A 26,873-nucleotide genomic window follows, 5' to 3' on the forward strand; every position below is an offset into this window, starting at 1 on the left:
ACGATCCACACGCTTCCATACCGACCAAACAGGGCGGCAGCCTCTCAAAGAAGGCAAGCAGCTTCTCCCGCTTTATGGCCCTATTGAAAATGACCCGACCATTCTCCGAAATGCCGTGAACCTGAAAAACATCCTTGGCCAGATCAAGGCCTACTGTCTTAACTGTCATTGAGTGGCTCCTTTCCTAGCAGTCATTGATAGCTGCACTTTGGCACATTCGATGCCGGTGGAGCAGGAGCCACCCACCTCATCCGTAATGGGATGTACCGGCTGCTTCACCCAGCAGGTTAGGCTGTGCCTATTTCTGCCAGTTGGAGGAGTAGCATGGAAAAGAAGGCATTCGATCAGCTGATGTCCATCGGGATCGACATCGGCAAAGATACGTTCCACCTCGTCGGGTTTGACCGGGATGGCCAATTGGTGTTGCGCAAGCAGATCAAGCGGTTGGCCCTCGTCGCGACATTCGAGAAGTTGCCGCGATGCATCGTCGGGATGGAAGCAAGCCTGAGCGCCCATTTCGTCAGTCGTACCCTGCGCAAGCTCGGCTTCGAGCCGCGCATCATCCCCGCAATCTACGTGAAGCCTTTCATCAAGGGACAGAAGAACGATTACAACGACGCCGAAGCCATCGCGGAGGCGGCGCTCCGCCCGAACCTGCCGATCGTGCCTGAGAAGAGCCAGGACCAGCTCGACCTGCAGGCCCTTCATCGGGTCCGGTCGCGACTGGTGTCACGCCGGACCGCGACCATCAACCAGATCCGCGCCTTCTTGATCGAACAAGGGATCACAGTGCGCAAAGGGCTTCGGGCTTTGAAGAACTCCTTTGAGGTGATCCTCGAGGAACGCAAAGACGAGATCTCGCCGCGCATGCGGGCCATCCTGATTGGCCTGTATGGCGATTGGCTCTGGTTGGACGATCGGATCGAAACCGTTTCGAAGGAGATCGAACAGATCAGTCGGACCGAGGAAAATTGCGTCAACGTCATGACCATCCCTGGTATCGGGCCGATGATCTCGACGGCCATGGTTGCGGCAATTGGCACGGGAGAGGCATTCGGGCGCGGACGGGATTTCGCCGCATGGGTCGGCCTGGTTCCCAGGCAATACAGTACAGGCGGGCGAACGGTTCTGGGGCGCATTTCCAAACGCGGCAGCCGATACTTGCGAATGCTCTTCGTTCAAGCCGCGAAGGTCATTCTGATGCGCGCCAATCGATGGCCGGATTTCAGCTTCGGCGATTGGCTGACCCGGGCATCGGAGAGGATGAACAGGAACAAGCTGGCCGTGGCGCTGGCCAACAAGTTGGCACGCATGGCCTGGAGCATCCTGAGACACAGAACCGCGTTTGACGCACCACGAGACGAGGTCGCTGTCGGCATCTGAGCCGAGACGGCCCAAAGGAGTTCGCGACAGATCGAAAGCATGGAACGGAACAATTACGCCCCCAGAATCTGACGGCCCAAACGGTCATCATGCACCTTGCCGGTAATGAGATCACGGCGCGTGCGTAACCCCAACAAGGCCACGACCCGCGTGTCGATCAACAGGCCCGATACATATGAGCGACTTCCGAGATCATGCCAGAAATCATTTGCGAACAGCAGCCGGTACATACATGTGGGCCGAAATTGCCTAACCACCTACAGGCCTGAGTTTTCCCAGAGCTTTGTGTGCAGCGCAACATCTGCAAGATGGTCTTCGAGGGTTTTGCCCGTCATCCGCTTACGGGGCTTGAGGTCGTGATCTCCGTCTTCGAGCCAGTGCAGTGTGACCGCATCTGACAGGGCGTACGTCTCGACGTCTTCCTGCGTGCCGAAGGGATCGCGGGTGCCTTGGCAGATGAGGGCGGGACAGGTGATGTCCGCGAGGTTCTCGCCGCGTCGATTGTCGGGCTTCTTCGGAGGGTGGAAAGGGAAGCCGAGGCACAGGAGGCCGTTGATCCGCCCCACATCATAGAGATCTTGGGCGATCAGACTGGCTACGCGGCCGCCCATGCTTTTGCCGCCGATGATCAGCGGGCCGTCGCAGGATAGCGCGTCGATCGCAGACAGGAATTCCGGTGCGTAGGTGTCTGCTTTTGCGGGCGGACGCTTGGAGCCGCCTGTGCGACGGGCGGCCATATAGCTGAATTCGAAGCGAGCGACGCGGCAGCCTTGGTCGGCCAGCCCCTCGGCAATCAGGTTCATCCAAGGGGTGTCCATCGGGGCGCCGGAGCCATGGGCGAGGAGGATTGTCGTCCTCCCTTTCTCATCCCCGTTCAGCAGGAACTCCATGGCGCCCTCCAGACAGGTTAGGCAGCGCTGGCGGCGCGCTCGGCTTCTTCGACGGCCAGTTCCGCCATCTTCAGGGCCGCCTCGCGGCTGCTGGCGACGGCGATGAACAGGCCGTTGTGGCAGAACTTGGCGCCCTTGACGCCGCTGGCTTCTTCTAACGTCTCGTCGGTCAGGCCTGCCCACGCCGCGGGCAGATCTGCGCGCTGCTCGAAGCTGTCACCGCTGATGCGGATACCGCCGATGGACCAATCATTGTCGCGCGGGTTGACCACGAACAGCAGATGATCCGCGCCCGCTGCATCGATGGCCGAGCGGAAGGGCATGCCCATGGGCAGCTCCAGAATGCGCGAGGTGCCCGCATCCGCGATGGCTTTGGTCACCATGGCTTCGGCACGGCGCTTGGCGGCTTTCTTAGCGATCGACGCTTCGACGAAGGCCCCTGCGATGGGCAGAGCCTTGGCAAAGGCCTGATCGTCCGCATCGGGGCTGCGGTTGTCAAAGACCGGTTTCAGGCTTTCGAGCAGCACAGAAATCGTTAGCGAGGTCAGAGGACCAGCGACCGACGGATTCATGGCGCCGTTGTCCATCAGGTCGATGGGCAGCACGAAGCTCTTTTCAAAGCTGGCGTGGATGTCTTCCAGATCCGTCTCGGGAATATCCAGCGCTCGCAGATAGTCCAGACCGAAGTGTTTCCAAATCAGGCCAAACGAGCTGTAGGGCTGCTCGTCTTCACGGGTCGGCACGGGACGCTGGTGGTGGTCAAAGATCCCCGCCTCGGCGTCATAGTCGCGGCCCACGTCGTAAATGATCTTGCCCTCGCCCGGCGTGATCCAAGCGGTGTCGCGGGTGCGGACTAGCTCGGCCTCTGGGAAGAGGCGGGTCAGGATGACCGAGGACAGCAGTTCGTCTGCGTGAAAGCCGCCATTGTGGGTGACGAGGTGGGTAATGGTCATGATGGGCACTCTGGCAGGTCTGGAAAAGCAAGGGGCGACCGGTTGGGTCGCCCTGAGGAAGTCATGTTCTGGGGTATTTCGGCCGCAGCACAGCCAGCATCAACATGTTGTGCGCCGCAAGTTCCGAAATCTAAATCTGGGGCTTCGCGAAATCTTTACCCCGATTTCGAGACAACTTTACCCCGATTTACACAAGGTTAGTGGGTCCATGCACCCCTGCGGTTGGTGGCGAAGTTTTCGCCATAGCCACCCTTGCGAATGTTCGCTTTGCGAGGCTTGGGCTCGGTCACTTGGGCGTCGATGCCGTGCTCTTCGGCGTATTCCATCGCGGCTTCTTTGGTCGAGAAGCGCAGTTTGACCTGACTCTGGGTGTCTGCCGAAGAGGTCCAGCCCATCAGGGGGTCCACTTCGCGAGCGCTGGCCTGAACGAATTCAAGAATCCACTCTTTGCTTTTCGCGGTGCCCGAGGACATGGCCGTCTTGGCCGGACGATAGATGCGTGCGCGCATGGGATGCCTCCTTAGAGTTCAGTTTCTTATCTAGAAATCGTGCGCCTTGCGCAAGTCCTGAACGGTAATTCAGGGCGCGCTTTGCTTGCGTCCCTCGCGTTTAGCGTCTTCCTTGCAGCAAGCGGGCTGGTGACACCGGCAGAGACTGGCAGAAATCGGGATCCAATTCCACCTCTGCCCTTGAAAGGGAACAAAAAGAGGACAAGATATGCCCTGACCAAACGGAGACCTCTATGCATAACAATCGCCCGGATAATTTCTCGATGCAAAATGCTGCTCCACAGCGCCGCGAGAAGCTGGAAGGGGGCAAGAAGTTCGTCATGCACACAGAGTTCGCGCCCGCAGGGGACCAGCCCACAGCCATCAAGGAATTGGCGGGCGGTGTTCTGGATGGCGAACGCGATCAGGTTCTGCTGGGGGCCACCGGTACGGGCAAGACGTTCACCATGGCCAAGGTGATTGAGGAGACCCAGCGCCCTGCCATTATCTTGGCCCCGAACAAAACACTGGCCGCGCAGCTCTATGGCGAGTTCAAAGGGTTTTTCCCAGAGAACGCGGTCGAGTATTTCGTGTCCTATTACGATTATTACCAGCCCGAGGCCTATGTGCCGCGCTCGGACACTTATATCGAAAAAGAGAGCCAGATTAACGAGCAGATCGACCGAATGCGCCACTCGGCCACGCGGGCTTTGCTCGAGCGGGACGATGTGATCATCGTGGCCTCGGTCTCGTGTATTTACGGTATCGGTTCGGTCGAAACCTATAACGCGATGACGCAGGACATGCATGTTGGTCAAGAATATGATCAACGGCAGGTGATTTCCGACTTGGTGGCGCAGCAGTACCGCCGGAATGACCACGGGTTCCAGCGCGGTAGTTTTCGTGTGCGCGGCGATGTTCTGGAGGTTTGGCCAGCCCACCTTGAGGACCGCGCATGGCGTATGAGCTTCTTTGGTGAAGAGCTTGAAGCTTTGACGGAATTTGACCCGCTGACCGGTGAGAAGACGGATACGTTCGAGCGCATTCGTATCTACGCGAACTCGCACTATGTGACCCCGCGCCCAACCATGAAGCAGGCGATCATTGGGATTAAGGAAGAGTTGCGCAAACGGCTGGATCAGTTGGTCGGGGACGGCAAGCTGCTTGAGGCACAGCGTCTGGAGCAACGCACCAATTTTGATTTGGAGATGCTAGAGGCAACCGGCGTCTGCAACGGGATCGAAAACTATTCTCGCTATCTGACGGGCAGGGCGCCCGGTGAACCACCGCCCACGCTATTCGAATTTATTCCCGACAATGCAATCGTTTTCGCGGACGAAAGCCATGTGTCTGTGCCGCAGATCGGCGCGATGTACAAAGGTGACTTTAGGCGCAAAATGACGCTTGCTGAACACGGGTTCCGCCTGCCTTCTTGCATGGACAACCGCCCGCTGAAGTTCGAGGAATGGGATGCCATGCGGCCGCAGTCGGTGTTTGTCAGTGCGACCCCCGCCGCGTGGGAGATGGAGCAATCTGGTGGTGTGTTCGCCGAGCAGGTGATCCGCCCGACCGGCCTGCTGGACCCGCTGGTCGAAATCCGTCCTGTCGACACGCAAGTTGATGATTTGCTGGATGAAATTAGGCGAGTCTCGCAAGAGGGGTATCGGACACTGGCCACGGTTCTGACCAAGCGTATGGCCGAGGATTTGACCGAGTACCTGCACGAGCAGGGCATTCGTGTCCGCTATATGCATAGCGACATCGACACGATCGAGCGGATCGAAATTCTGCGGGACCTGCGTTTGGGCGCGTTCGACGTGTTGGTTGGAATCAACTTGCTGCGAGAGGGTCTCGATATCCCTGAATGTGGTCTTGTTGCGATCTTGGACGCCGACAAAGAGGGCTTCTTGCGCTCAGAGACGTCCTTGATCCAGACCATCGGTCGTGCCGCGCGGAACGCCGAAGGCAAGGTCATCATGTATGCCGACCGCATCACCGGCAGCATGGAGCGTGCGCTCGCGGAAACCAACCGCCGCCGCGAAAAGCAAATCGCCTATAACGAAGAGCATGGGATCACGCCTGAAACGGTCAAGAAGAACGTCGATGACGTGCTCGCGGGTCTGTACCAAGGCGACACCGATATGTCGCGCGTGACTGCGACTATCGACAAGAAGCAACAGGGCAGCAACATGCAGGCTGTCATGGAAGGCTTGCGGAACGACATGCGCAAAGCGGCCGAGAACCTTGAGTTCGAGGAAGCGGCGCGTTTGCGCGACGAGTTGAAGCGCTTGGAAGCTGTTGATCTGGCGATTGCTGACGACCCGATGGCGCGTCAATCTGCCATCGACGCTGCTCAGGACGAGGCTGTCAAAGCCCGCGGGCGGAGTACCGCAGGCCGTCCGGGCCAACGGGGTGGCAACGTAAAGCGCCGCAGATGATTTGCCGCGTTTTTAAATGAATGGAACTAAAGGAACGCCGCAGCCCGAGAGAATGAGTGCTGTTCCGAGAAGAAGAAGTTTTTGCATCGATGAGCCTCTGTTTGTGTTTTGCGAAATGTGTCAGGTGGCCAACGGGAACGCAATGGCACCAGTGGCTTCAAACCGACCAACTATCGAGAGTTCGATATTCTGAAGTATGCTCCGCGGTGAAGACGGCAGTCACATACTTAACATAACTCATGTTATGGGTCGTGAGGCGTGCATAGCCTCGCGTAGTTCGTTCAGGGCATCTGGATCAAAGGCGATCATCTCGGCCACGTGTTTTATATCTTTGACATCTCGCATGTCGCTCTCCGGCACGCCGTGATCGCGGATGAGGTCAAGGTTGAAACGGTCACGCAAATGGAGCAAATCCGGTGTCGCTCGATCTAGAAACTGCGCGAATTCAGGTCGAAGCTTTGCAGTCGTCAGGCCGTCGGCGCGCTTTGCCTCTTCCTGATGCAGCTGGCTTAGAAACACTTCTGTGTCTTGGGTGAACACGTTCTCGCGGGAAGAATGGTGCTCTTTGCGGTAGTCTTGCAGCAGGATCATGCCTTCGGCGGACAATCCGACATTTGCGTCGCTGCGATGCGGTTTCAGCCAGCTTGGTTTCACGCCAGTCTGCACAGCAAAATCGTGCACCACGTCTCCAGCGATCAGACTGTTGCGATCAAACGCTCGGACGGTGACTTTGCCCAATTTGGCATAGACATCGAGCATTCCCAGCTTTGGACGCGTTTGAATGGGAAGGATGCAACTTGCCTTGAGCTTTTGCTGGGTCGAGGAAACGAAAAAATCAGAAGAATGCCGAAGGTAAGCCAGAAACTCCGGCTGATAGTCTTGGCCCAGAAATTCGTCAAAGAGTTCGGCGAAGACCGGTGCTTTTTGCGCGGTCAAAAGAAACTCGCTCGACAGGATCACGGTATGTGGCCGGTGGTGTTTCACTGCCTCAGACAGTTCGCGCCAAGCCGTGAGAGACTGTTCCTTTGCGTGATCATAGTTGCCGTCGAAGCGCGCCACCAAAGAGCGTTGTAAAAAGCCCATGGCGGGCATCATAAAAAGATGATGAGGGTGCCAGGCTGGCAGCTTCGGGTAGAGAACGCCCTTGCGAATAAGTTGTTCTGAACTCTCCCAAAAGGTTTTCTGGATGGTCGTCGTGCCTGTCTTGGCGCTCCCGAGGTGGACAATCATGCGCTGCACTTTGGGCTTGGGTTTTAAGAACCGAAACCACTTCATGCGCATACGTCCCCTTTGGCCTTTTCTCGCGTTTTACTGGAAAAGCAAGTGCGGCGGGGAAAGTCAATCTGTGCCTGCGACTCCTATATCAGTGCCTGTCATTTCGGTTGAAGAATCCGGTTCGGCTTGCGATAGCCGTGGCAAGGGCGGCGCTGTTCAGACATCTACGGGAAATACGATGACCCAACCTATCCGCGTGTTTATCAATGGCTTTGGGCGGATTGGGCGCTCGATCATGCGCCAACTTTGGTCAGAGCAGCCCCATCCGGTGTTCGAGCTTGTCGGGATCAATGATGTCGCCCCGCTCGAAACCTGTGCTTATCTCTTGCAGTATGACAGCGTCTTTGGTCGATTTCCCCAGAATGTCGAGACGGCAATGCGCAGCTTAATTATCGGCGGGCGCACCCTGCCCTTCTATCAGGAAGCCGATCTGCGGGCGCTCGATCTAAGCGGTGTCGATGTTGTGCTGGAATGCACGGGATTGGTAAAGCAGCGTGGGTTCGTCGAAGCAGGGATTGCAGCAGGCGCCGCGAATGTTCTGATTTCGGGGCCTTCGCCTGTTGCGGACAAAACGATAGTACTTGGAGCCAACGAAGACACACTCGGTGCGGCTCGGGTGGTGTCGAACGCGTCTTGCACGACCAACGCCATCGCACCGCTTTTGCGCGCGCTTGACGCAGACTTCGGTGTGCGCCAAGCCCATGTCACAACCATCCATTGCTACACGGGCAGCCAACCGACCGTCGATCAACCGGGCGCCACGTTCGAAAGGTCGCGGGCAGCGGCCGTCTCGATGGTGCCCACAACGACCAGTGCAGCACATCAGATTTTTGAAGTTCTGCCAGCGTTTGATGGTCGCCTGAGTGTTGCGGCGGTCAGGGTTCCTACGATTTCCGTGTCAGCTGTGGATGCTGTCTTGCAGCTGGCCAACGTGCCCGAAGCGCCAATCAATGAACGACTGCGTTCTGTCTTCGCAGGCTCCCAATTGGTGCAGTTGTTCGATGATCCTTGTGTGTCTACGGATTTCCGAGGGTGTCCAGCCTCTCTTAGCCTCTCTTTGCGTGAAACTCAGAGCGTGGGATCAGATCAGGTGCGGTTGTTTGGCTGGTATGACAACGAATGGGGTTTTTCGGCACGGATGCTGGAAATGGCCGAGAGGCTTGCGCGTCGGCCCTGAGCCATCTCTACAGGGGCAATGGATCCGTCATCCCACTGGTCTCTAGATCCCAGCGCGCCTCCCACCGGTCAGAGACCCGCTCGATCAACAGGTAATTTCGCTCTGCTACATACCGGTTTGCTTGGCCGGGAAGCCTCCGAATGCTGATGGGGTGCTGTGGCAGTGGATTTTCCCCAAAGCAGGCCAATGTCCCCAGAGTGCGCGCCCAAGCCTTGGGCGGCGCGCGATGAGCGATGCCAGAGGCGACCAGCTGGTTCAGCTCTAGCCCCTGCCCCAAATCCATGGTCGCTCTGGTGGCCAAGTGAATTTCGCCAGAGAGTGCGGTGATGTCGTGGCCTTCACGCATGGCCATCTCGCGAACCAGCCGCAGCATTCTGCGCCATTCTTCGCGGTGAGCGCGACTTTGCCATTGGTCGCGCAGGTCATCCTCGTATTTCTGCATACTCGGGATGGCGACCATGATCGCCTCCAGCACCGAAAGGCGCGGACCCAGCAAAGGAACGCTCGACATCAGGAACGTATGCCCTTCGGCGTCGCGGGTGGCTTCGGAGTCCATCATGCCCCAACCACCCTCGCCCATAATCTGTCGGCGCGTGCGCTCCCCGCGCAAGTCTGGCGCGATGATCCGCAGACTGGGGGTGTTCAGTGTCCAGCCCAGATGTTGCCCCTCTGGATCGGCAAAGCGGGGCGGCAAATCACCGTCCCGCGCCGCGTGCTGAAATACCATAAAGGCCTCTCTGGCGGCAGTGAACAGTGCTTGGCCGACAGGCGAATAAGTGCGCGAGCGTTTCAGCGACCCCCAGCCGTCGCATATGTCGTGATCGTCCCACTGCATCAACGAAGGTACGCGTGCGGCCAGCCATGCGAATTCGGGCGCAGCATAGAGCGCCGCATAGCGCGCCATAAACCGCTCTCGCAGATAGTGGGTCAAATCGATCAGTTCAGCGCGAGATGGGTCTTTGGGGATGTCGTCTGGCCAGCCGTCACTCAGGGGGTGGCCGCGACTGACCTCGTCTGCATAGACCTGATCTCCACCATGGAGCAACAAGGACAGGGGTTTCTCACGGTGCTGGTCTCGTAGACGCGACCACATGGCGTTCCGCTCAGAGCCTTCACGCTCCATATCACCGATTTCCTCGCCATTGCAGGACACGTAACCGAGCCGGACGTCGCCCGCGAGGTCACCTGCGATCGGAAATGTGGTGCCATCCCAGCGATATTCCGAGGGCGTATCTGCAGGCAGCGAAAACCGGGTTCGCCAAACGACCGCTTGATCGTATCGCGCAATCTCTTCGGGCTGGAAGTTTTGCGTGCCGGCAGTCACGTCAGAGGGCGCATCGCCGCTCGTAATAAAAAGCGCGGCAATGTGCATCCGGCCCTCTGACACATCGTCCAGAAAAAGCACAGGGCCAATAGGGTGTGAAATCTGACAATCCATTACCTGCAAGTAGGAAGCCCGCTGCGCCCGCACAATGTCCGCGCCCGTGCCAGAGATGGATTTTATTGGAATCCTGCGCGGCTGATGTCCGCGCATCTTCTACGCATCTGATCTAGCCTATTGCTGGCAGGCGTTATTCTGCTGCCGACGGGAGGCTATCAGAATAGGTGCAGAGCAAATTTGCCACCCCATGCAGGGCGCACTTGTGGTTCATGCGCCAGCGCGCGCTTCGCAAGGCGGCGGTGACGGCCAAATACATCTGCGCGGGCGAGACCCAGTCCTTGGACACAAAGCTGTCGAAGTCGTGGGTTTCGAACGCGGTCACCAGATCTTCTTCGGTTTTTGCCGAGCAGAGTGTGACCCCAGCGCGGTTGCCTCTGTCGGTCTCTCGCAGTCGTTGCAAAAATGCAGATTCCGCCTCGCCCATGTCATCCAGACCCAGAACATAGACATCCACATGGCGTGGGTCAGACAGCGTTTCAGTCGCGCTGTGAAAGACAAGCACCTCGAGATTGCTGAATTGTTCGAGCATTCTTGTCAGCCCAATGGCGTGTTCTGGATTGGGTTCAAAAAGAGCAACGACGGTACGAGCCACTGGGCACCTATTTTGTGTGTTTGAGCTACACCTTCATTTTGTCCAGAGAAGCTATTCTTCTCAATATGGCCGTCAGGCTGATCTTACACGCCTAAGTATTGCAGTGATTGCACAATGGGACTCTGTATATCTCCAAAGGAGGTAATTTGCCGAATTTCCGTAAAATTCGCCGGTTGGTACCGACTTTTCGCCGTCAAAGTGATGGCGCTTCGGCTTTCGTTTGAACGCGAATAAAGACAGCCTGCCAATGTGCCTGCGCTTTGGGTTGCAGGAGCTTTCGATAAAATCAATCAGGTCGAGCCCAGTGTATGCTGGCGTTCCTTGACAGCACATAGGCGCAAACGGCTTGGGTCAACATCTTTGCTGAGCTTATGGCGCTCTCTTTTGTCGAACGCTGACTTGCGCGTGATTGCGCGGCCGCGCATCTTGTCATCATTCAGTTTGCTGCTCGCCCACATTAAGGAACCCACATGCCCCACGCAGACCTCTATTTATCGGTCGATCAAGACGTTCCCGCCAAAGAGCTCCTTCAGAAAATCGAAGCCGAGATCCATGCATTTGACCCGTCTTCGGGCGTGTGCAAAGGGCGTGCGCATCCGATTGCCGAGTTCAACCACAGCCACATCTACCTGCGGCTTGCGATGCTACCCAAAGAGCATCGTGATGCGGTGTTTGCTAAAGAATTGGCAGAGCGCCTAGCCGGGGTGCTTCAAGAAACAGCGACAGCACCCTGCGCCATCAATGTGAATATCCTCTTTGAACTGGTGCACTACACTTCGGTCAAAATTTGACCGTGATCGCGACAGTCTGGCGTGTTCGCGCGAGCAGTATTGAAGTGGCCCAATTGCCCGAATATGGTAAACTCATTGTTTCTTTATTGGGTTTAATTATGTCTTTGGATGAAACGCCACCAGACCGCGTTTTGCGGCTCTATCACTGTCGGCGCTGCAATCACCATTTGCGATTTGGCGCATCACGCTGCGGGTATTGCTATCGGCCGGCGCCGATCAAAAACCGGTGGACCTTTTGGGGCGTTTTGGTAGGTGGCACGGCATATGGGGTGCTGAAACTGCTGGGACTTGTCTAGCTCAATTCAACCAGGCAAGTGCCAGCGCGGCCACCAGTAAGTAGCGTCCGGCTTTGGCAATGGTGACGATCAGCAGAAAGCTTGGCAGCGGTTCCCTCAGAACGCCCGCGATCACAGTCAGCGGATCGCCGATGAACGGTGCCCAACTCATAAGTAGGCTCCAACGGCCGTATTTATGATAGGTGCGTTCTGCGCGTCCCAAATGCTCGGGTTTGACGGGGAACCAGCGACGGTCCTGAAACCGGCGCAAGAACCGTCCGCAATACCAGTTCACTGTAGAGCCGAGAACGTTCCCGACAGTTGCACTGACCAACAGGGCGATAACAGGCAGTTCGGGATCCCGCAGATAATACGCCAGCAAGACTTCGGACTGCATCGGGAGAACGGTCGCAGCAACAAACGCTGCGAAAAACAGACTAAGATATGGCATCCGTACTCCTCATGATCAGTCGTCGATTGCCAAAATGGCGCTCTTGGCGCAAGGGGCCAGGCGATCACGTCTTCGTCGTGACTGAACTGCCCTGCTGGCAACTGTCTGAAACGCGCGCAAGACACGCAGGAGGATTAGAGTTTTCTCTTCGCATAGGCGCATGGTAGCTGTCTAACGAGGCCAATAGAAATTTCGGGTGGTCCAGTGTAGCCTCGCATTGGGACGAGGGAAGAAAGCAATGACCGCTGCAGTTTTGTTGGCCTTGATGCCAGTTGTGCTCGTGATTGTTTTGGCCGCAATCCTGCGTCATCGTGAATTTCTGGATGCAACTTTTTGGCCCCAAGCGGAGCGGCTGGGTTACTACGTTCTGCTGCCATGTCTCTTCTTTCACAGCCTTGCCACCGCAGATCTGAATAGCGTGCCGGTGTCTGCTCTGGCGCTTACTCTTGTGATCGCAACATGCTCGGTCGCGTTGGTTGTGCTTGCGACCCGCCCGGCCTTGGCTCTGGACGGTCCCGCATTCACATCCGTCTTTCAGGGCAGCATTCGCTTCAACAACTATGTTGGCGTCACGCTGGCGGCGGGTCTGTTCGGAGCCCACGGCGTCGCGCTTGCTGCGATTTGCAACGCGGCTATTGTACCGACGGTGAACATTCTATGCGTCTTGGTCTTTGCACGGTTCGGCCATGCGCCTCTAAATGCATGGGGGGTTGTGCAGCAGCTTGTCCGGAACCCGCTGATTATGTCTTCTTTTGCGGGGATATTGTTTCAATGGGTTGGATTTTCTGTGCCTGAGGGCGTGGGAGCGGCGCTGAAAATCTTGGGGGGCGCCTCGCTTCCGCTCGGCCTACTCTGTGTAGGGGCGGCGTTAGAAGTCGGTACAGCGCGCCAATGGCTGGGCCCTGTGGCGGTATCGTCCCTGTTCAAACTCCTGCTGATGCCCGTGGCAACGGCCGCTTGTTCGCTGGTGATTGGTCTAGAGGGACAAGCTTTGACAACCGCGCTCCTGTTCCAGTCCTTGCCGACGGCCTCTTCGGCTTACATCCTCGCAAGGCAACTTGGCGGTGATGCCCCGCTTATGGCTGGTGTCACTGCGGCGCAGACGGTGTTGGCGGTCGCTTCGATCCCGCTTGTCATGTCCGCGCTTTCAATCTGGTTGCCGCTCTAGAGAAGCCCGAGGCGTGCTTTGAACCGGTCCATCTCGTGATCTGGCGGGCGTTTGCCGGTATAGATCTCAACGTAGTGAGGAAAGCGTTCAAGCCGGGTGTCAATGGGCTCTGCGACGCGCATCGAGATGTAACCCACCTGAACCAGATAGATGGTCCTTGCCCTGACATCGGCGTCCTTGGCCTCGTGGCCCCATTGCTCCAGCATCGTGCGCAGTGCCCCTAGCCGCGCAGCATCCGCCTGCTGAAGCTTGGCCAAAACCTTTGGGTCCTGTTGCGCCCACGCGCGGACGGCGAGTTCGATGCCGCTGTCAAAGGCCTGCCCTTCGAGGAACGTGAAAATCACGTTCAGCATCGCCTCTGTCTCGGTGTAGGCGTACTCGGTTGTGGCTGCGATCAGGGGGCGTGTCGTCCGCTCTGCCCACCTTTCTAGCAATGCGTCCAACAAGTGCTGCCGGTCCTTGAAGAACCAGTAAAAGCTCGTACGAGAGAGTTTCAGCTTATTGGCCAAAGGCATGACTTTGACCGCATCTACGCCGCCATTCAAAAGCGCGTCATACGCCGCGTCAAGCCAGACATCTGGCGAACCGCGCCAACCGCGGTCGGGAAGAGTTTTGGTGACCATGACCTTTGGTTAGGCTGCGGTTGGTCATCTGACAAGGCATTTCCATATCACCGATCAAAAAATGGTCGGCAATGTACACGAATATATTCAAGAAATAATGCTGCATTGCAGCATGACTTCTCAATTTTGAGTCATTTTGTGTGCTAGAAGTTCAATAAAGCATTTTAAAAGCGAGAATGCTGCGCAGAAACAAAAAGTGCATCGCAACGAACTACGTCAAAGAAATAGAATTGACAGTACTGAACATTTTGTCTGAACGTGTCGGTATCGAAGTCTCTCTCGCCACACGCCAACGAGTCACATGATGTCCAACGATCCTTTGCTCCAGCCGTTTCAGTTGAAACACCTTACGCTGAAAAGCCGTATCATGATCACCAGTCACGAACCGGCCTATCCCGAGGACGGAATGCCGAAAGAACGGTACCGTGCCTACCATCTGGAACGTGCGAAGGCCGGCGTGGCGCTGACCATGACCGCTGGCTCCGCGAGCGTTGCGCGGGACAGCCCGCCGGTGTTCAACAACATCCTTGCGTGGAAAGACGAGGTCGTTGGCCACATGAAGCAGATGGTGGATGCCTGTCACGACCACGGCTGTGCGGTCATGATACAGCTCACCCATTTGGGGCGTCGGACACGTTGGGACAAGGCAGACTGGTTGCCGGTGGTGTCGGCAGGGCACCTCAGAGAGCCGGCACACCGCGCATTTCCGAAGCCCGCCGAAGATTGGGACATTGCGCGGATCATCGAGGATTACGCCGATGCGGCCGAACGGATGAAAGCGGCGGGTGTCGATGGGATAGAGCTTGAGTCCTATGGCCACCTGATGGAGCAGTTTTATTCCCCGCTGACCAATGAACTGGATGGTCCGTACGGAGGGTCTTTGGACAATCGGTTGCGATTTGTGTGGGACGTGCTTGGGGCCATTCGCGAACGGTGCGGGTCAGAATTTATCGTTGGCATCCGCTATTCCGGAGATGAGGATCAGCCCGGCGGCTTGACCAAAGAAGACGGTATGACGATTTCCCAGCGGTTCAAGAACAGTGGGATGGTCGACTTCCTGAACGTGGTCAAAGGCCACATCGACACCGATCCGGGCCTGACGGATTTGATCCCGATCCAGGGGATGCGGAACGCGCCCCATCTTGATTTCGCGGGTGAAATCCGTGCTGCGACGGATTTTCCGACGTTCCACGCGGCCAAAATCCCCGATGTTGCCACGGCGCGGCACGCCGTTGCAGCGGGCAAAGTGGACATGGTGGGGATGACCCGTGCGCACATGGCCGATCCCCATCTGGTCCAAAAGATCATAGAAGGCCGCGAGGATGATATCCGCCCGTGTGTCGGGGCAAATTACTGTCTCGACAGAATTTATCAGGGCGGCATGGCGCTGTGCACCCACAACGCTTCGACCGGCCGAGAGGTCGAGCAACCCCACACCATCGCCCCTGCCAAGACCAAGAAGCGGATCACCATCATCGGCGCAGGTGCAGCCGGAATGGAGGCTGCGCGTGTGAGTGCAGAGCGGGGGCATCATGACACTGTTTTTGAGGCCGCAGATCAACCCGGCGGCCAATTACGGCTGACCGCACAACAAGAGCGCCGCCGCGAGATGATTTCGATCATCGCATGGCGCTTTGAGCAGTGCACCAAGAGGGGCGTCGAATTCCGGTTCAATACCTATGCCGAACTGGATGACGTTCTGGCGACAAACCCTGATGAGGTGTTCATTGCCACAGGGGGATTGCCGCACACGGACGTGCTGACCGAAGGCAATGATCGCGTCGTCTCCAGTTGGGATATCATCTCTGGCGACGTGAAACCCGGACAGAATGTGCTGGTGTTCGACGACGCAGGGGATCACGCGGGACTTCAGGCCGCGGATATGATCAGCGAGACAGGTGCACGGGTCGAGGTGGTAACGCCAGACCGCTCTTTTGCGCCAGAGGTTATGGCGATGAACCTCGTGCCTTATATGCGGAACATGCAAGTGCGCGATGTGACCTTTACTGTGACGTGGCGGCTCAGGAAAGTTCTGAAAGAGGGCAACCAACTCAAGGCCGTTCTAGGATCGGATTACAGCGCTGTCGAACGCGCGCGGATTGTCGATCAGGTGGTCGTGAATCACGGGACGCGTCCTCTGGACGAGCTGTACTTTGAACTCAAACCGCTCTCCCGAAATCTGGGAGAGGTGGATTACGACGCGTTGGCAACAGGCGCCACGCAAGAGGTGATGCGCAATCCAGAAGGGGCGTTCCGAGTGTTCCGGATCGGCGATGCCGTCGCCGCGCGCAACACGCACGCGGCGATCTATGACGCCCTTCGTCTGGCGCGCGGACTGTAGGCTGGCGCTCAGGGACGCCCTTCGTCTGGCGCGTGGACTGTAGGCCGGCGCTCAGGCGAAATCGATATGGCGGTTCAGGGGCAGTTCCCTGATCCGCTGACCCGTCGCTGCAAAAATCGCATTCGCCAATGCAGGTGCGGCAGGAGGCACGCCAGGTTCGCCGACGCCGCGGATACGGCTGCCATGGGTCAAGGCTGTGACCTGAATCTCAGGTACCTGATAGAGGCGTAGGCCGGTGTAGCTGTCAAAATTGCTTTGTTCTGGCGCGTGGCCTGAGTAGGTGAGTTCGCAATTCATCGCATGGCCAAGCCCGAACAAAACGCCGCCCGTGACTTGTGCCTCCAGGTTCAGCGGATCCAAAACTTCGCCGACATCGACGGCGACGAAAACACGGTCCAGTTTGATGCCTGCATCTGTCAGCGTCACGTCCACGACCTGCGCACAGGGCACGCCAAAGGACATACAGAACGCCACTCCGCGTCCTTTGTTATAGCCCAGATCAGGGCCGTCCCAGCCGCACATCTCTCCGACAGTTTCCAGAACTTTGCGAGAGGTGTCGTTCATGCACAGCCGAATGCGCTCGGCCAAAGGATCGGCACCTGCCGCGTGGATCAGCTCGTCTAGCAGGCAGTCATGGAAGAACCCGTTGGTCGAAGCGCCAACGGAGCGCCAAGATGACACGGGTACCATATCGGGGGCGCGGTAGCCCGTGACCCGATAGTTCGGAATGGCGTAGGGTTGGTCCCATGATCCGGTTGTGATCGTCGCATCCGGTCCGGGAGCTGTCATTCCAGAAAGCCGGTTCAACCAGCCCGGTGTCATCGCAGATTGTGCAACTGACAGATCCAGACTGTGAACATGCCCTTGTTCCGTGCGGCCGCGACCACGGGCGACCGCGGCCGGACGCGGATAGTCGTGGGTCATGTCTTCTTCGCGGCTCCAGACAAGTTTAACCGGCGTGCCCTTCAGGGAGATCGCGATCTCGACGGCCTGTTCTACTTGGGTCATCTCAAGCCGATGCCCGAAACTGCCACCCATCTTCGCGACATGGACATGAACGCGGTCTGCGGGCAGGCCCGTCATCTCGGCGGCGCGGTTCCGTATGAACAGGGGGATCTGAGTGCCCACCCAGATATCGCAGTCCGTTTCGCTCACATGGACCAAGGCATTCATGGGTTCCATCGGCGCGTGTGCCAGATAGGGCACCCGATATGTGACCTCGACCTCGGCTCCATCTTCGAGGGCCGCCTCCACATCGCCGTCGTCACGTTGGCGATGATCAAAGCTGTCTTTTGATCCAAGTGCGGCTTCGAGCGCCTCGAACATCCGTTCAGAGCTTTCGGGGAACGGTGCGGGGCCCCACTTGATGTCCAGCGCATTCGCCCCCTGAAAGGCGCTCCAGGTATTTTCGGCGACAACAGCGACAGCGCTGTGGATAGGAATGATGTCGCGCACGCCCGGAACTTTGCGGGCTTGGGTGGCGTCCAGCCGAGTGATCCCGCCGCCGATACCCGGGTTGGCGCGCACGGTCGCGTAGACCATCCCTTCTTGGTGCAGGTCGATGCCGTAGGTCTCGGTACCGGTGCATTTTGCGACCATATCAAGACGCGGGCGCTCGGCCCCTAGGGTCTTCCATGTGCTTGCCGGGCGCAGCTCTACTTCTGTAATGGGGTCTAGATCTGCCGCATCCCCAGCGAGGTCGGTATATGGAATACGGCTACCATCCGGAAGAACGACCTCCCCATTCTCGGTCGTCAGGTCGTGGCGTTTAAGGCCGGCACGTCTTGCAGCCGCTTCTTTCAGCGTCTCCCGCGCGACTGCGCCGGCGAGCCGAAGTTTATCGTAGCTGTCCGGAACGGTGGAAGAGCCACCGGTAATCTGGATCTCGAATAGTTTGGCGGGGATCGACATAAAGGACCGCACGGTTTCGGCCATTGTGCTGTGATCGTAGGCGGGGAACGGCACCCCTTCGGCAAGTACGGCAGCGTTGTAGTAGGCAGGTCCGGGGGTGCCCGGCGTGATCGTCGCTGTCGCTGGGTCGATGTCCAGTTCCTCGGCGATGAGGTCGGCTTGGATAGAGTACGCCCCCTGCCCCATATCTGCGCGTGGCGTAATCAGTGTAATCCCGTTTTCCGTGATCTTGATGTAGGGCGTGATTGCCGCCTCGCCCTCTTGCAGGTTCTCCAAGAGCGGGTTCGGGATGTCGCGCCGCACCAGATAAGCCCCGAACGCCACGCCACCGCCCACCGCAGCAGAGCCTATCAGAAATGCGCGGCGGGTTATTGTCTTGAGCTTGCCCATCAGCGGCCTCCTGTCTTGGCTGTGGCGCGATGGATGGCGGCACGGATACGCGGGTAGGTCGCGCAGCGGCACAGATTGCCCGACATGGCGTCGTCAATCTCGGCATCGGTGGGGACAGGAATGTCCCGCAGCAATGCCGCGGCCTGCATGATCTGGCCCGACTGGCAGTAGCCGCATTGCGCTACCTGCATCTCGATCCAAGCATCTTGCACGGGATGCGGGGCTTCTGGGGTGCCAAGACCTTCGATTGTCGTGATTTCTGCACCCTCTAGGGCATATGCACCGATCTGACAGGACCGTACAGCTTCGCCGTTGAAATGCACTGTGCAGGCGCCGCACTGTGCAATGCCGCAGCCGTATTTTGTGCCGGTCATCCCCAGAATGTCCCGTAAAATCCACAGCAGTGGCATGTCTTCGGGCACGTCCACTTCTTGCGTTTGGCCATTGACGATAAAGCTGGCTTTCATGGCGGGCCTTTCTGAAATGCGTCTCTGGCCGTAACCAGATCATCTTTTTGACAGGCTATGCGAGCAGGACTTTGCGTCAAGAGGGCCCGAGTCTTTGCAGATGGATCGCTCTTTGTCCTGTCTGGCCGTGTCTCGCTGGAACTTGCGGCAGCGCACGGAAATGTGAGGCGGGCAAGATGCCGTTTTCCGGCTTTGGCGGCCAGAGTTTGACACGGATCATGAAAAACACCTCCCCATGATCATAGCACTAAAGCGACTCAGCTTTGGAAACCTTCTATGGACGACGTGCTTTCACACTCTGGCAAAGTCTTGGCCGTCCGCGGCGCGGTGGTCGATGTGACGTTCGCTTCGGGCGACATTCCGGCGATCAAAGATGCGCTGCGGATCGATACCTCTGACGCAGCATTGGTGCTCGAGGTCCAAGCGCAGCTTGACGCGCGGACGGTGCGCGCGATCGCCTTGCAGTCGACGGCGGGGTTGCGCCGCGGCACATCTGTTGCAGCCATCGGTGGGCCGATCGAAGTGCCCGTAGGCGATGCGGTCTTGGGGCGTTTGCTGGATGTGATGGGCAATGCGGGTGACGGCAAAGGTCCGGTGGCCGAGCAGGCACCGCACCGCGGTATCCACCAAGCACCTGCCCCCCTGCACAGCCGCGCGGCCCCATCAGAACTGTTTCACACGGGGATCAAGGTCATTGATCTGCTCACCCCGCTTGCCCAAGGCGGCAAGGCAGCGATGTTCGGCGGGGCAGGCGTTGGGAAAACCGTATTGGTGATGGAGTTGATCCACGCCATGGTGTCTGGCTACAACGGCATTTCGGTGTTCTCAGGCATTGGCGAGCGGTCGCGAGAAGGCCACGAGATGCTCCTTGAAATGACCGAAGCTGGCGTTTTGGACCAAACGGTACTGGTCTACGGGCAAATGAACGAACCCCCCGGCGCACGTTGGCGTGTTCCCATGACCGCCCTGACGATAGCCGAACATTTTCGGGATCAGGACTGCCGGAATGTCCTTTTGCTGATGGATAATGTTTTCCGGTTCGTTCAGGCCGGGGCCGAGGTGTCCGGACTGTTGGGGCGGCTTCCAAGCCGCGTGGGCTATCAACCAACCCTCGCGACCGAAGTCGCGCAGTTGCAAGAGCGGATTTCTTCTGGACCAGAGGCTTCGGTCACAGCCATCGAGGCTGTTTACGTACCGGCTGATGACTTCACCGATCCTGCCGTAATCGCTATCGCGGGCCACGTGGATTCGATGGTGGTGCTGTCCCGTGCCATGGCGGCAGATGGGATGTACCCGGCTGTTGATCCAATTGCCTCCTCTTCAGTGCTTCTCGATCCCCTGATCGTTGGCCAAGAGCACGTGGATGTTGCAAACGAGGTCCGACGAGCCATCGAACACTACCGCGAGCTTCAGGATGTCATCTCGTTGCTCGGGATGGAGGAGTTGGGCCGCGAGGATCGCCAGATGGTCGAGCGTGCTCGGCGGTTGCAACGGTTTTTGACACAGCCTTTCGCTGTGACAGAGGCAATGACGGGCATTCCGGGGCGTTCGGTCGCGCGAGAAGACACCATCGCGGGATGCCGTGCCATTCTGGATGGTGTTGCAGATGACTGGGACGAAGCCTCTCTTTACCTGATCGGCGGCTTGGACGAGGCCCGTGCCAAGGAAGAGGCCGCAGCGCACCGCGAGGCACACGCATGAGAGGGCTGGCGCTGACCATCGTGACCCCGCTTGCGACTTTGCTGGACGCAGAGCCCGTGGTGGCGATCCGTGCCGAAGACAGGTCGGGCGGCTTTGGCATTTTAGCGGGCCATACGGATTTTCTGACGGCCCTTCCCTCTTCCGTACTGCGCTGGCGGCTGACAAGCGGCCAAGAGTATTTCTGTGCGGTTCGTGCTGGACTGCTGCGTGCAGAGGGCGGGGACAAAGTCACGGTCGCCTGTCGCGAAGGTATCTTGAGTACTGATCTTGAAGATTTGCAGCGCCAGGTCGTGCAGGAGAGGCAAAAAGAGGCAGATCGCCAGCGACGCGAACGCGTCGAAGATACACAGATGCACACAAGAACGGTTCGCCAACTGATGCGGGCGTTTCACCCAGATCGAGGGTCGGGACTGGTGCATCCCCCTGCGATCGCTTTCGAAACGGAGGCGACCGATGGTGCGTGACCGCCCCAAAGATCATGTCGCAGACGCTGCGCAACGTGCGGCTCTTCGCGCGCGCATGTGCCAAGACACGCCCGAGCCTTCGGTTGCCGCGCGGCTTGGGCAGATCGGTATTCTGGGTTGGCTTGTTGTGATGCCCATCCTGATCGGGATCGTTCTTGGGCGGTTGGCCGACCGAGCTGCCGACAGCGGCATCTTCTTTAGCGCTCCTGCAATCTTCATCGGTGCAGGGATCGGTCTGCATGCAGCTTGGAAGTGGATGAACCGGCAATGACGGAATTGGTGCTCTCGATCGTGTTCGGTGGACTCGCAGGCGTCCTACTTGGAATGGTGCATTTCTATAGCCTTGGCCGCGTGGTGGAAATGCTGGTCCACGGACCCGCCGGGTTGGGACTGCTGCTACAGCTGTTCCGTTTCGCTGTCCTTGGCGCTGGTCTTTACGGGATCGCACAGCTGGGGCCCCTGCCTTTGATTTGCGCTGCTGCCGGAGTGGTGCTTGCGCGCAGTTTGGTCCTGCGCCAGACCGATGGGCGGGTCTGATGGAGAACCCGCTCATCACTGACCCAGTGTTCTTTATTGGGCGTGTTCCGATCACTGCGCCGGTGCTCGGAACGTGGGCGATCATGGCGGTTCTGATGATCGCGTCTTTGTGGTTGCGCAGCCGCCTGAAACCCCAACCTGACCTCGCTCAGACTGTGGCAGAGGTGCTGGTCGCAACTCTCGATGGACAAATCAGCGACACGATGCGCCGCGACCCGGCGCCCTATCGATCTTTGATCGGGGCGATCTTTGTCTTTGTTCTGGTGGCAAACTGGTCTTCCCTCGTTCCGGGGATGGAACCGCCCACCGCGCATATTGAAACCGATGCCGCGCTGGCGCTCATTGTTTTTGTTGCGACGGTCTATTTCGGCATAAAGACCCAAGGCATTGGCCGGTATTTGGCCAGTTTCGCAGAACCCAGTTGGGTGATGATCCCGCTCAACATTGTTGAGCAGATCACCCGGACCTTTTCCCTGATCGTGCGCCTCTTTGGCAATGTCATGAGCGGTGTTTTCGTGATCGGAATTGTGTTGTCGCTGGCGGGCTTGTTCCTGCCCATTCCACTCATGGCGCTGGATCTACTGACCGGCGCCGTTCAGGCCTACATTTTTGCAGTGCTCGCCACTGTCTTCATCGGCTCTGCGGTTGAGGGTGGTCACGCCCCTGCCGCTGCTGAAAAACAGGAGTCCTCCTCATGACCGCTGATCTTGTCGAAGTCGTTTCCATCCTGTCCGCAGCCGTGGCTGTCGGATTTGGTGCCTTGGGGCCTGCTTTGGCCGAAGGCCGCGCCGTCGCCGCCGCGATGGAGGCCATCGCCCGTCAGCCCGAAGCCGCAGGCACCCTGAGCCGCACTCTTTTTGTTGGCCTTGCGATGATCGAAACGACTGCGATTTATGCACTTGTTGTGGCGCTGCTTGTGCTGTTTGCAAATCCCTTTGTCTGATTGGGGCGTGGCATGACCATCGATTTGTGGACATTGGGGTTGCAGACGATCAATGCACTGGTCCTGATCTGGTTTCTGGGTCGCTTCTTCTTCAAGCCGGTCAGCGCGATAATTGCAGAGCGTCGTGCGGCGGCCCAAGCTGAACTCGATCACGCAGCGCAGGCTGCCGCTTCTGCCAAAGCAGAGCGGCAAGCGGCACAATCTGATCGGGCGGCATTTGCGTCTATGCGCGCCAGCTTGCTCGAGGAGGCCCGCGCAGAGGCAAAAGCCGAGCGGAATAAGCTGTTAGACCTGGCGCAGGAAGAGGCGCAATCGCTGCGCCATGAAACCGAAGCAAGTCTGAAGCGCCTACGCGCTGACGCCCAAGCAGGCTTGGCTGGCGATGCCTCTGACCTTGCGGTGGAGATCGCGCAGCGGCTTTTGGCGCGGTTACCTGATGTTACCCTCGTCGGTCCATTTGTTGAGGGCTTGGTCGCAGCGGTTGGTGCGCTCCCCACTGCCGTGCAAGAGGCCTTGGGCCGCGATGGACCTGCACTGCTGCGCGTGCCTCGCGCCCTAACTGACGCCGAACACGAAGCTGTCCAAGCTGCCTTTTCAGGGGCATTGGGGCGACCTGTGCAGATGCGTGTTGAGGTTTATCCAGACCTGATCGCCGGTCTGGAACTAGAGGCCGAGACGGCCACTGTGCGCAATCACTTCGCCGCTGATCTCTCCCGTATCAAAGCGGAGCTCGCTGCCCATGTCTGATCTGACTCTTCCCTCCGATTGGCTTCAGACTGCGCGTTCCAAACTGCGCGATGCAGAGGTCGGCCCAAAGGCAGTGCCGATAGGGCGTGTCGTCCGGTTGGCCGATGGCATTGCGCAAATCGACGGCTTGCCAGATGCGGCGCTTGGCGCATTGCTGCAGTTTGAAAGCGGTGGATACGCGTTTGCCCACAGCCTTGATCCGGATTGCATCAACGCGGTTTTCCTAGATGCGGCAGAGCGCGTTACAGTAGGAGAGCGGGTGCGTGACACCGGCGATGTTCTGCGTGTTCCGGTAGGTGAGGCACTGCTCGGACGCGTGATCGACCCGCTTGGTCGGCCACTGGATGGCGGACCAGACATCGTAACCGAAGAGATGTGGCCTGTAGAGCGCCCTGCGCCTGCGATCATTGACCGCGATCTGGTGTCCGAACCGCTTGAGACCGGCGTTCTGGTGCTGGATAGTCTTTTTGCGCTGGGGCGTGGGCAGCGGGAGTTGATCGTTGGCGATCATGCCACGGGAAAAACATCGCTCGCGGTCGACGCGATCATCAACCAAAAATCTTCGGACGTGATTTGTGTCTACGTTGCTGTTGGCCAGCGCGCGACCGCAGTTGAACGCGTGATCGAAGCCGTGCGAACCCATGGCGATCCGTCCAAGTGCATCTTCGTTGTTGGCAGCGCCGGAGCGCCTCCGGGGTTGCAATGGATTGCGCCTTTTGCGGGCATGACCATGGCCGAGTTTTTTCGGGATCGCGGACAAAACGCGCTCATCGTGATCGACGATCTGACCCTTCATGCTGCTACCCACCGGGAATTGGCGCTTTTGACACGCGAGCCTCCGGGACGAGAGGCCTATCCCGGCGACGTTTTTTATCTGCACGCGCGTCTTCTGGAGCGGGCAGCCAAACTCTCTGCAGCCAAGGGAGGCGGATCGCTGACCGCCCTGCCGATCGCTCAGACGGAGGCGGGTAATCTGTCGGCCTATATCCCGACCAACCTGATTTCGATCACCGATGGGCAGATTGTCCTGAGCAGTCATTTGTTCTCGGCTGGCCAGCGACCGGCCGTCGATGTTGGGCTTTCTGTCAGCCGTGTCGGTGGCAAGGCTCAGAACAAGGCGTTGCGTAGTGTGGCGGGCCGCGTGCGACTGGATTACGCGCAGTTCCAAGAGCTCGAGATGTTTACACGCTTTGGCGGTATGACGAATGAGCGGATCAAAGCACAAATCAAGCGCGGCGAACGTATTCGCGCGCTACTGGTGCAGCCGCGATTTTCAGGGCTGCGCCAGATTGATCAGATCGCACTTCTGACGGCTCTGGCCGATGGCGTGCTTGACCCAGTCACCCCCGAGGTTTTCCCGAAGCTGCGGGAGGTGCTGCCCGCTGCCGTGGATCGATTGCCCAAAGAGGATCTGTCGGCAATGCGGTCAGGGGAGTTTAGCCCTGAAAGACGCAGAAGGCTCGCGCAAGCGGTTTCAGAGCTGGTGAACGAGAACGACTTGTCCGAGGATACCCCATGACGGGCCGCCTCGCGGATATCAACGCGCGGATCGACACCGTTCACAAGCTTGACGCTGTGATCAAGGCGATGCGCGGGATCGCCGCCGCCCGCGTACGAGAAGCGCACCAACATTTGCAAAGTGTGCGGACCTATGCCTCTACTTTGGGTGTCGGGATCGCAGAGGTTCTGGCCTTGGCCCCGCCCTTAGATGTGCCCGCGATACAGGGGCAGTCAGCTGCAATTGTGTTTGCAGCCGAACAAGGCTTTGCCGGTAGTTTTTCGGATCGGGTGTTTGACGCTTTTGAACGCCTGAGTGGTCCGGTCCAACTCTTTACCATAGGGTCCAGAGGTCTGCCCGAGGCTGAAGAAAGGGGAATCCCTGTCGTTTGGCAGGCGCAGATGATCTCGGGTCCGGCGCAAGCGCCTGCATTGGCGAGTCTGATATCTGATATGGTTTTTGATGGAATAAGGCGTGGGACTTTGGGTGCGATCACTGTCTTGCACGCAGTGCCTGGGGGCAGCCACCAAGGGGACATCATGATGAAAGCCCTGATGCCTTTTGATTTCGGGCGCTTTCCGTGCCTGAAGACTGCCGAACCACCGGAATTGACGGTGCCGCCAGCGGTTTTGTTGCAAGATCTGATCGAAGAATACGTGTTTGCCCAACTCGTCGAGGCGACGCTTTTGTCCTTTGCTGCCGAAAACGAAGCCCGTATGCGCGCTATGATCGCGGCGCAGGACAATACAGCCGAGACATTGGCTGCGATGATGGCGACTTCGCGGCAGTTGCGACAGGAAGAGATCACAGAAGAAATTATCGAACTGGCGGTATCGGGTCTGCAGCGCGGGTGATCAACGGACCAAAAATTACCCCGCTGGTCAGAACGCGCCGCAGAAGACCGGTTTGGCCCTGAACGCCCATTCTTGCGAAAATCGACTTGGAGTAGGAGCGCGCTGTTTCATCTGTCCAACCCAAGGCTTGTGCAGCAGATTTCAGGCTGTGCCCTGCGCAGATCAAAGCCGCCAGCCGCGCTTCGTTCCGGTTCAGCCCGAAGTGATCGGCAAAGTCCTTCGGTTCAATCGCAGTCAGGTCCTGAGCCTCGCGGACGAGGACAAGGATCTGTGGTTCAATGTTGGACTGGTCCCGTATCACCGTCACCTCGGTTTCAATTTCGGGCGCAAAGAGGGCTTGGTGTCGTGATCCGCTGGTGCATTCTGTGAACGCGGTCCTGAACTTCAAAGCGAGTTCGGGATCGGTGAATTCTAATCGGCCTTTTTCTGCGATCCGCATATTCTTGAATGCACGCAGGTTTGGCGCGTCATCGGACATCGACAGGATGTGTCCTGTTGGGTCCAGCTGAACCCAGCCGGTTCCATGGGTTGCGCTCAGTTGTTGGCACAATTGTGTCCGTTGAACCTGCGCGATTTGTGCCTGCCATGCGGCGACGCATTGCCCGAGATAGGGGGTAATTGCCGTTAGGAATTGCCGGTCCGGGCTGCGAAAATCCCGCTTGTGCGGCGCTCGGGCGATGCACAGCGTCGCCTGTCCGCCCGTCCCCGCCTTTACTCGGAGTATGCGAAAAAACTGGTTGGGCACGGTGCCCGAGGACAGGTCCTCTTGGCTGTAAACACGATCATATCGCAGCCCTGCAATCAGGGGTCCGAGGTCGAATGCAACCGCGCCCTCGGCGTGGTATGACGCGACGCCATTGGCGCGATCGACTCTCAAAATGGCAGCGTCGGACTGCGTGAAGGTCCGCAATCGGGTCAGGAATTCCTGCCATCCTGCACCGGTTGCTGCGGAAAAAAGGCTTTGAATCAAAGAGGTTTGGTCGTCCACATACTGCATTGCAGCAGCATACCCCCCATATGGGGGGTTCGCCAAGAGGTTTGCAAAGCTAAGTCTAATTTCAGCGATTAAAGAGAT

General features: G+C 58.2%; 27 protein-coding genes and 1 pseudogene. 15 read left to right on the forward strand and 13 right to left on the reverse strand.

The window, feature by feature from the left end:
* Nucleotides 1-169: pseudogene (locus AB9K37_RS05555) on the reverse strand (IS110 family transposase); the annotation flags it as partial.
* Between the two features lie 155 nt (nucleotides 170-324).
* Between AB9K37_RS05555 and AB9K37_RS05560 the strand changes: the two are divergent.
* Complete coding sequence (locus tag AB9K37_RS05560) at nucleotides 325-1,383, forward strand: IS110 family transposase (RefSeq protein ID WP_369835938.1); 1,059 nt, start codon at nucleotides 325-327, stop codon at nucleotides 1,381-1,383.
* A 53-nt stretch (nucleotides 1,384-1,436) separates the two neighbouring features.
* Here the strand turns inward: AB9K37_RS05560 and AB9K37_RS05565 are convergent, their stop codons facing one another.
* From AB9K37_RS05565 to AB9K37_RS05580, 4 genes are all read right to left on the reverse strand, one after another.
* A complete protein-coding gene (locus tag AB9K37_RS05565; protein ID WP_369835939.1) occupies nucleotides 1,437-1,613 on the reverse strand; it encodes a hypothetical protein in 177 nt (58 codons plus the stop codon).
* 27 nt (nucleotides 1,614-1,640) lie between these two features.
* Nucleotides 1,641-2,273 (reverse strand): alpha/beta family hydrolase, encoded by a 633-nt coding sequence (locus AB9K37_RS05570; protein WP_369835940.1) that lies wholly within the window; start codon nucleotides 2,271-2,273, stop codon nucleotides 1,641-1,643.
* A 17-nt stretch (nucleotides 2,274-2,290) separates the two neighbouring features.
* Nucleotides 2,291-3,226 carry an MYG1 family protein gene (locus AB9K37_RS05575; RefSeq protein ID WP_369835941.1) on the reverse strand — a complete coding sequence of 312 codons (936 nt, stop codon included), beginning with the start codon at nucleotides 3,224-3,226 and terminating at the stop codon, nucleotides 2,291-2,293.
* 197 nt (nucleotides 3,227-3,423) lie between these two features.
* Nucleotides 3,424-3,735 (reverse strand): ETC complex I subunit, encoded by a 312-nt coding sequence (locus AB9K37_RS05580; RefSeq protein ID WP_369835942.1) that lies wholly within the window; start codon nucleotides 3,733-3,735, stop codon nucleotides 3,424-3,426.
* 233 nt (nucleotides 3,736-3,968) lie between these two features.
* Between AB9K37_RS05580 and uvrB the strand changes: the two genes are divergently transcribed.
* Nucleotides 3,969-6,152, forward strand: coding sequence for an excinuclease ABC subunit UvrB (uvrB, locus tag AB9K37_RS05585; RefSeq protein WP_369835943.1), 2,184 nt, complete (start codon nucleotides 3,969-3,971; stop codon nucleotides 6,150-6,152).
* Nucleotides 6,153-6,389: 237 nt separating this feature from the next.
* Here uvrB and AB9K37_RS05590 read toward each other — a convergent pair whose 3' ends face one another.
* A complete protein-coding gene (locus AB9K37_RS05590; RefSeq protein ID WP_369835944.1) occupies nucleotides 6,390-7,427 on the reverse strand; it encodes a hypothetical protein in 1,038 nt (345 codons plus the stop codon).
* 178 nt (nucleotides 7,428-7,605) lie between these two features.
* Here AB9K37_RS05590 and AB9K37_RS05595 point away from each other — a divergent pair, with 178 nt between their 5' ends.
* Complete coding sequence (locus AB9K37_RS05595; RefSeq protein WP_369835945.1) at nucleotides 7,606-8,604, forward strand: type I glyceraldehyde-3-phosphate dehydrogenase; 999 nt, start codon at nucleotides 7,606-7,608, stop codon at nucleotides 8,602-8,604.
* Between the two features lie 7 nt (nucleotides 8,605-8,611).
* On the opposite strand, the gene AB9K37_RS05600 is transcribed toward AB9K37_RS05595, so the two are convergent.
* Together AB9K37_RS05600 and AB9K37_RS05605 are read right to left on the reverse strand one after the other, a co-directional pair.
* Entirely contained in the window at nucleotides 8,612-9,976 is a 1,365-nt protein-coding gene (locus tag AB9K37_RS05600; RefSeq protein ID WP_369835946.1) for an alkaline phosphatase D family protein, read from the reverse strand.
* A 199-nt stretch (nucleotides 9,977-10,175) separates the two neighbouring features.
* Nucleotides 10,176-10,574 carry a hypothetical protein gene (locus AB9K37_RS05605; RefSeq protein WP_369835947.1) on the reverse strand — a complete coding sequence of 133 codons (399 nt, stop codon included), beginning with the start codon at nucleotides 10,572-10,574 and terminating at the stop codon, nucleotides 10,176-10,178.
* Between the two features lie 533 nt (nucleotides 10,575-11,107).
* Here AB9K37_RS05605 and AB9K37_RS05610 point away from each other — a divergent pair.
* Entirely contained in the window at nucleotides 11,108-11,428 is a 321-nt protein-coding gene (locus tag AB9K37_RS05610) for a hypothetical protein (protein WP_369835948.1), read from the forward strand.
* 297 nt (nucleotides 11,429-11,725) lie between these two features.
* Here AB9K37_RS05610 and AB9K37_RS05615 read toward each other — a convergent pair whose 3' ends face one another.
* The gene (locus AB9K37_RS05615) at nucleotides 11,726-12,154 is read right to left on the reverse strand and encodes a YqaA family protein (protein WP_369835949.1); all 429 of its coding nucleotides are present in this window, start codon (nucleotides 12,152-12,154) and stop codon (nucleotides 11,726-11,728) included.
* 238 nt (nucleotides 12,155-12,392) lie between these two features.
* Here AB9K37_RS05615 and AB9K37_RS05620 point away from each other — a divergent pair, with 238 nt between their 5' ends.
* Nucleotides 12,393-13,322 carry an AEC family transporter gene (locus AB9K37_RS05620; RefSeq protein ID WP_369835950.1) on the forward strand — a complete coding sequence of 310 codons (930 nt, stop codon included), beginning with the start codon at nucleotides 12,393-12,395 and terminating at the stop codon, nucleotides 13,320-13,322.
* On the opposite strand, the gene AB9K37_RS05625 is transcribed toward AB9K37_RS05620, so the two are convergent.
* On the reverse strand, nucleotides 13,319-13,945 hold the full coding sequence (locus tag AB9K37_RS05625) for a TetR/AcrR family transcriptional regulator (RefSeq protein ID WP_369835951.1): 627 nt from the start codon (nucleotides 13,943-13,945) through the stop codon (nucleotides 13,319-13,321). The genes AB9K37_RS05620 and AB9K37_RS05625 overlap by 4 nt on opposite strands.
* A gap of 304 nt (nucleotides 13,946-14,249) precedes the next feature.
* Between AB9K37_RS05625 and AB9K37_RS05630 the strand changes: the two genes are divergently transcribed.
* Nucleotides 14,250-16,286 (forward strand): FAD-dependent oxidoreductase, encoded by a 2,037-nt coding sequence (locus AB9K37_RS05630; RefSeq protein WP_369835952.1) that lies wholly within the window; start codon nucleotides 14,250-14,252, stop codon nucleotides 16,284-16,286.
* A 51-nt stretch (nucleotides 16,287-16,337) separates the two neighbouring features.
* On the opposite strand, the gene AB9K37_RS05635 is transcribed toward AB9K37_RS05630, so the two are convergent.
* Nucleotides 16,338-18,587 carry a xanthine dehydrogenase family protein molybdopterin-binding subunit gene (locus AB9K37_RS05635; RefSeq protein WP_369835953.1) on the reverse strand — a complete coding sequence of 750 codons (2,250 nt, stop codon included), beginning with the start codon at nucleotides 18,585-18,587 and terminating at the stop codon, nucleotides 16,338-16,340.
* The gene (locus AB9K37_RS05640; protein WP_369835954.1) at nucleotides 18,587-19,054 is read right to left on the reverse strand and encodes a (2Fe-2S)-binding protein; all 468 of its coding nucleotides are present in this window, start codon (nucleotides 19,052-19,054) and stop codon (nucleotides 18,587-18,589) included. The genes AB9K37_RS05635 and AB9K37_RS05640 overlap by 1 nt, the downstream gene beginning before the upstream one ends.
* Before the next feature lie 276 nt (nucleotides 19,055-19,330).
* On the opposite strand from AB9K37_RS05640, the gene atpD reads away from it, so the two are divergent.
* From atpD to AB9K37_RS05685, 9 genes are read left to right on the forward strand one after another with little or no spacing between them, the layout of a single operon-like run.
* Nucleotides 19,331-20,755, forward strand: a complete 1,425-nt coding sequence (gene atpD, locus AB9K37_RS05645) for a F0F1 ATP synthase subunit beta (protein ID WP_369835955.1) — start codon at nucleotides 19,331-19,333, stop codon at nucleotides 20,753-20,755.
* Entirely contained in the window at nucleotides 20,752-21,219 is a 468-nt protein-coding gene (locus AB9K37_RS05650; protein WP_369835956.1) for a F0F1 ATP synthase subunit epsilon, read from the forward strand. Before atpD ends, AB9K37_RS05650 begins: the two co-directional genes overlap by 4 nt.
* The gene (locus AB9K37_RS05655) at nucleotides 21,209-21,490 is read left to right on the forward strand and encodes an AtpZ/AtpI family protein (RefSeq protein WP_369835957.1); all 282 of its coding nucleotides are present in this window, start codon (nucleotides 21,209-21,211) and stop codon (nucleotides 21,488-21,490) included. Before AB9K37_RS05650 ends, AB9K37_RS05655 begins: the two co-directional genes overlap by 11 nt.
* Nucleotides 21,487-21,756 carry an ATP synthase subunit I gene (locus AB9K37_RS05660; protein ID WP_369835958.1) on the forward strand — a complete coding sequence of 90 codons (270 nt, stop codon included), beginning with the start codon at nucleotides 21,487-21,489 and terminating at the stop codon, nucleotides 21,754-21,756. The genes AB9K37_RS05655 and AB9K37_RS05660 overlap by 4 nt, the downstream gene beginning before the upstream one ends.
* On the forward strand, nucleotides 21,753-22,454 hold the full coding sequence (locus tag AB9K37_RS05665) for a F0F1 ATP synthase subunit A (RefSeq protein ID WP_369835970.1): 702 nt from the start codon (nucleotides 21,753-21,755) through the stop codon (nucleotides 22,452-22,454). Before AB9K37_RS05660 ends, AB9K37_RS05665 begins: the two co-directional genes overlap by 4 nt.
* Nucleotides 22,451-22,699 carry a F0F1 ATP synthase subunit C gene (locus tag AB9K37_RS05670; RefSeq protein WP_369835959.1) on the forward strand — a complete coding sequence of 83 codons (249 nt, stop codon included), beginning with the start codon at nucleotides 22,451-22,453 and terminating at the stop codon, nucleotides 22,697-22,699. The genes AB9K37_RS05665 and AB9K37_RS05670 overlap by 4 nt, the downstream gene beginning before the upstream one ends.
* 12 nt (nucleotides 22,700-22,711) lie before the next feature.
* Complete coding sequence (locus AB9K37_RS05675; RefSeq protein ID WP_369835960.1) at nucleotides 22,712-23,446, forward strand: hypothetical protein; 735 nt, start codon at nucleotides 22,712-22,714, stop codon at nucleotides 23,444-23,446.
* Nucleotides 23,439-24,965, forward strand: coding sequence for a F0F1 ATP synthase subunit alpha (locus AB9K37_RS05680; protein WP_369835961.1), 1,527 nt, complete (start codon nucleotides 23,439-23,441; stop codon nucleotides 24,963-24,965). The genes AB9K37_RS05675 and AB9K37_RS05680 overlap by 8 nt, the downstream gene beginning before the upstream one ends.
* Nucleotides 24,962-25,798 (forward strand): F0F1 ATP synthase subunit gamma, encoded by an 837-nt coding sequence (locus tag AB9K37_RS05685; RefSeq protein ID WP_369835962.1) that lies wholly within the window; start codon nucleotides 24,962-24,964, stop codon nucleotides 25,796-25,798. Before AB9K37_RS05680 ends, AB9K37_RS05685 begins: the two co-directional genes overlap by 4 nt.
* On the opposite strand, the gene AB9K37_RS05690 is transcribed toward AB9K37_RS05685, so the two are convergent.
* Nucleotides 25,761-26,831: a helix-turn-helix transcriptional regulator gene (locus AB9K37_RS05690; protein WP_369835963.1), complete on the reverse strand. Its 1,071-nt coding sequence runs from the start codon at nucleotides 26,829-26,831 to the stop codon at nucleotides 25,761-25,763. The two genes, AB9K37_RS05685 and AB9K37_RS05690, sit on opposite strands and share 38 nt — an antisense overlap.
* Nucleotides 26,832-26,873 lie beyond the last annotated feature (42 nt).

The sequence above is a fragment of the Donghicola sp. XS_ASV15 genome, from assembly GCF_041224595.1.
GTDB lineage: Bacteria > Pseudomonadota > Alphaproteobacteria > Rhodobacterales > Rhodobacteraceae > Donghicola.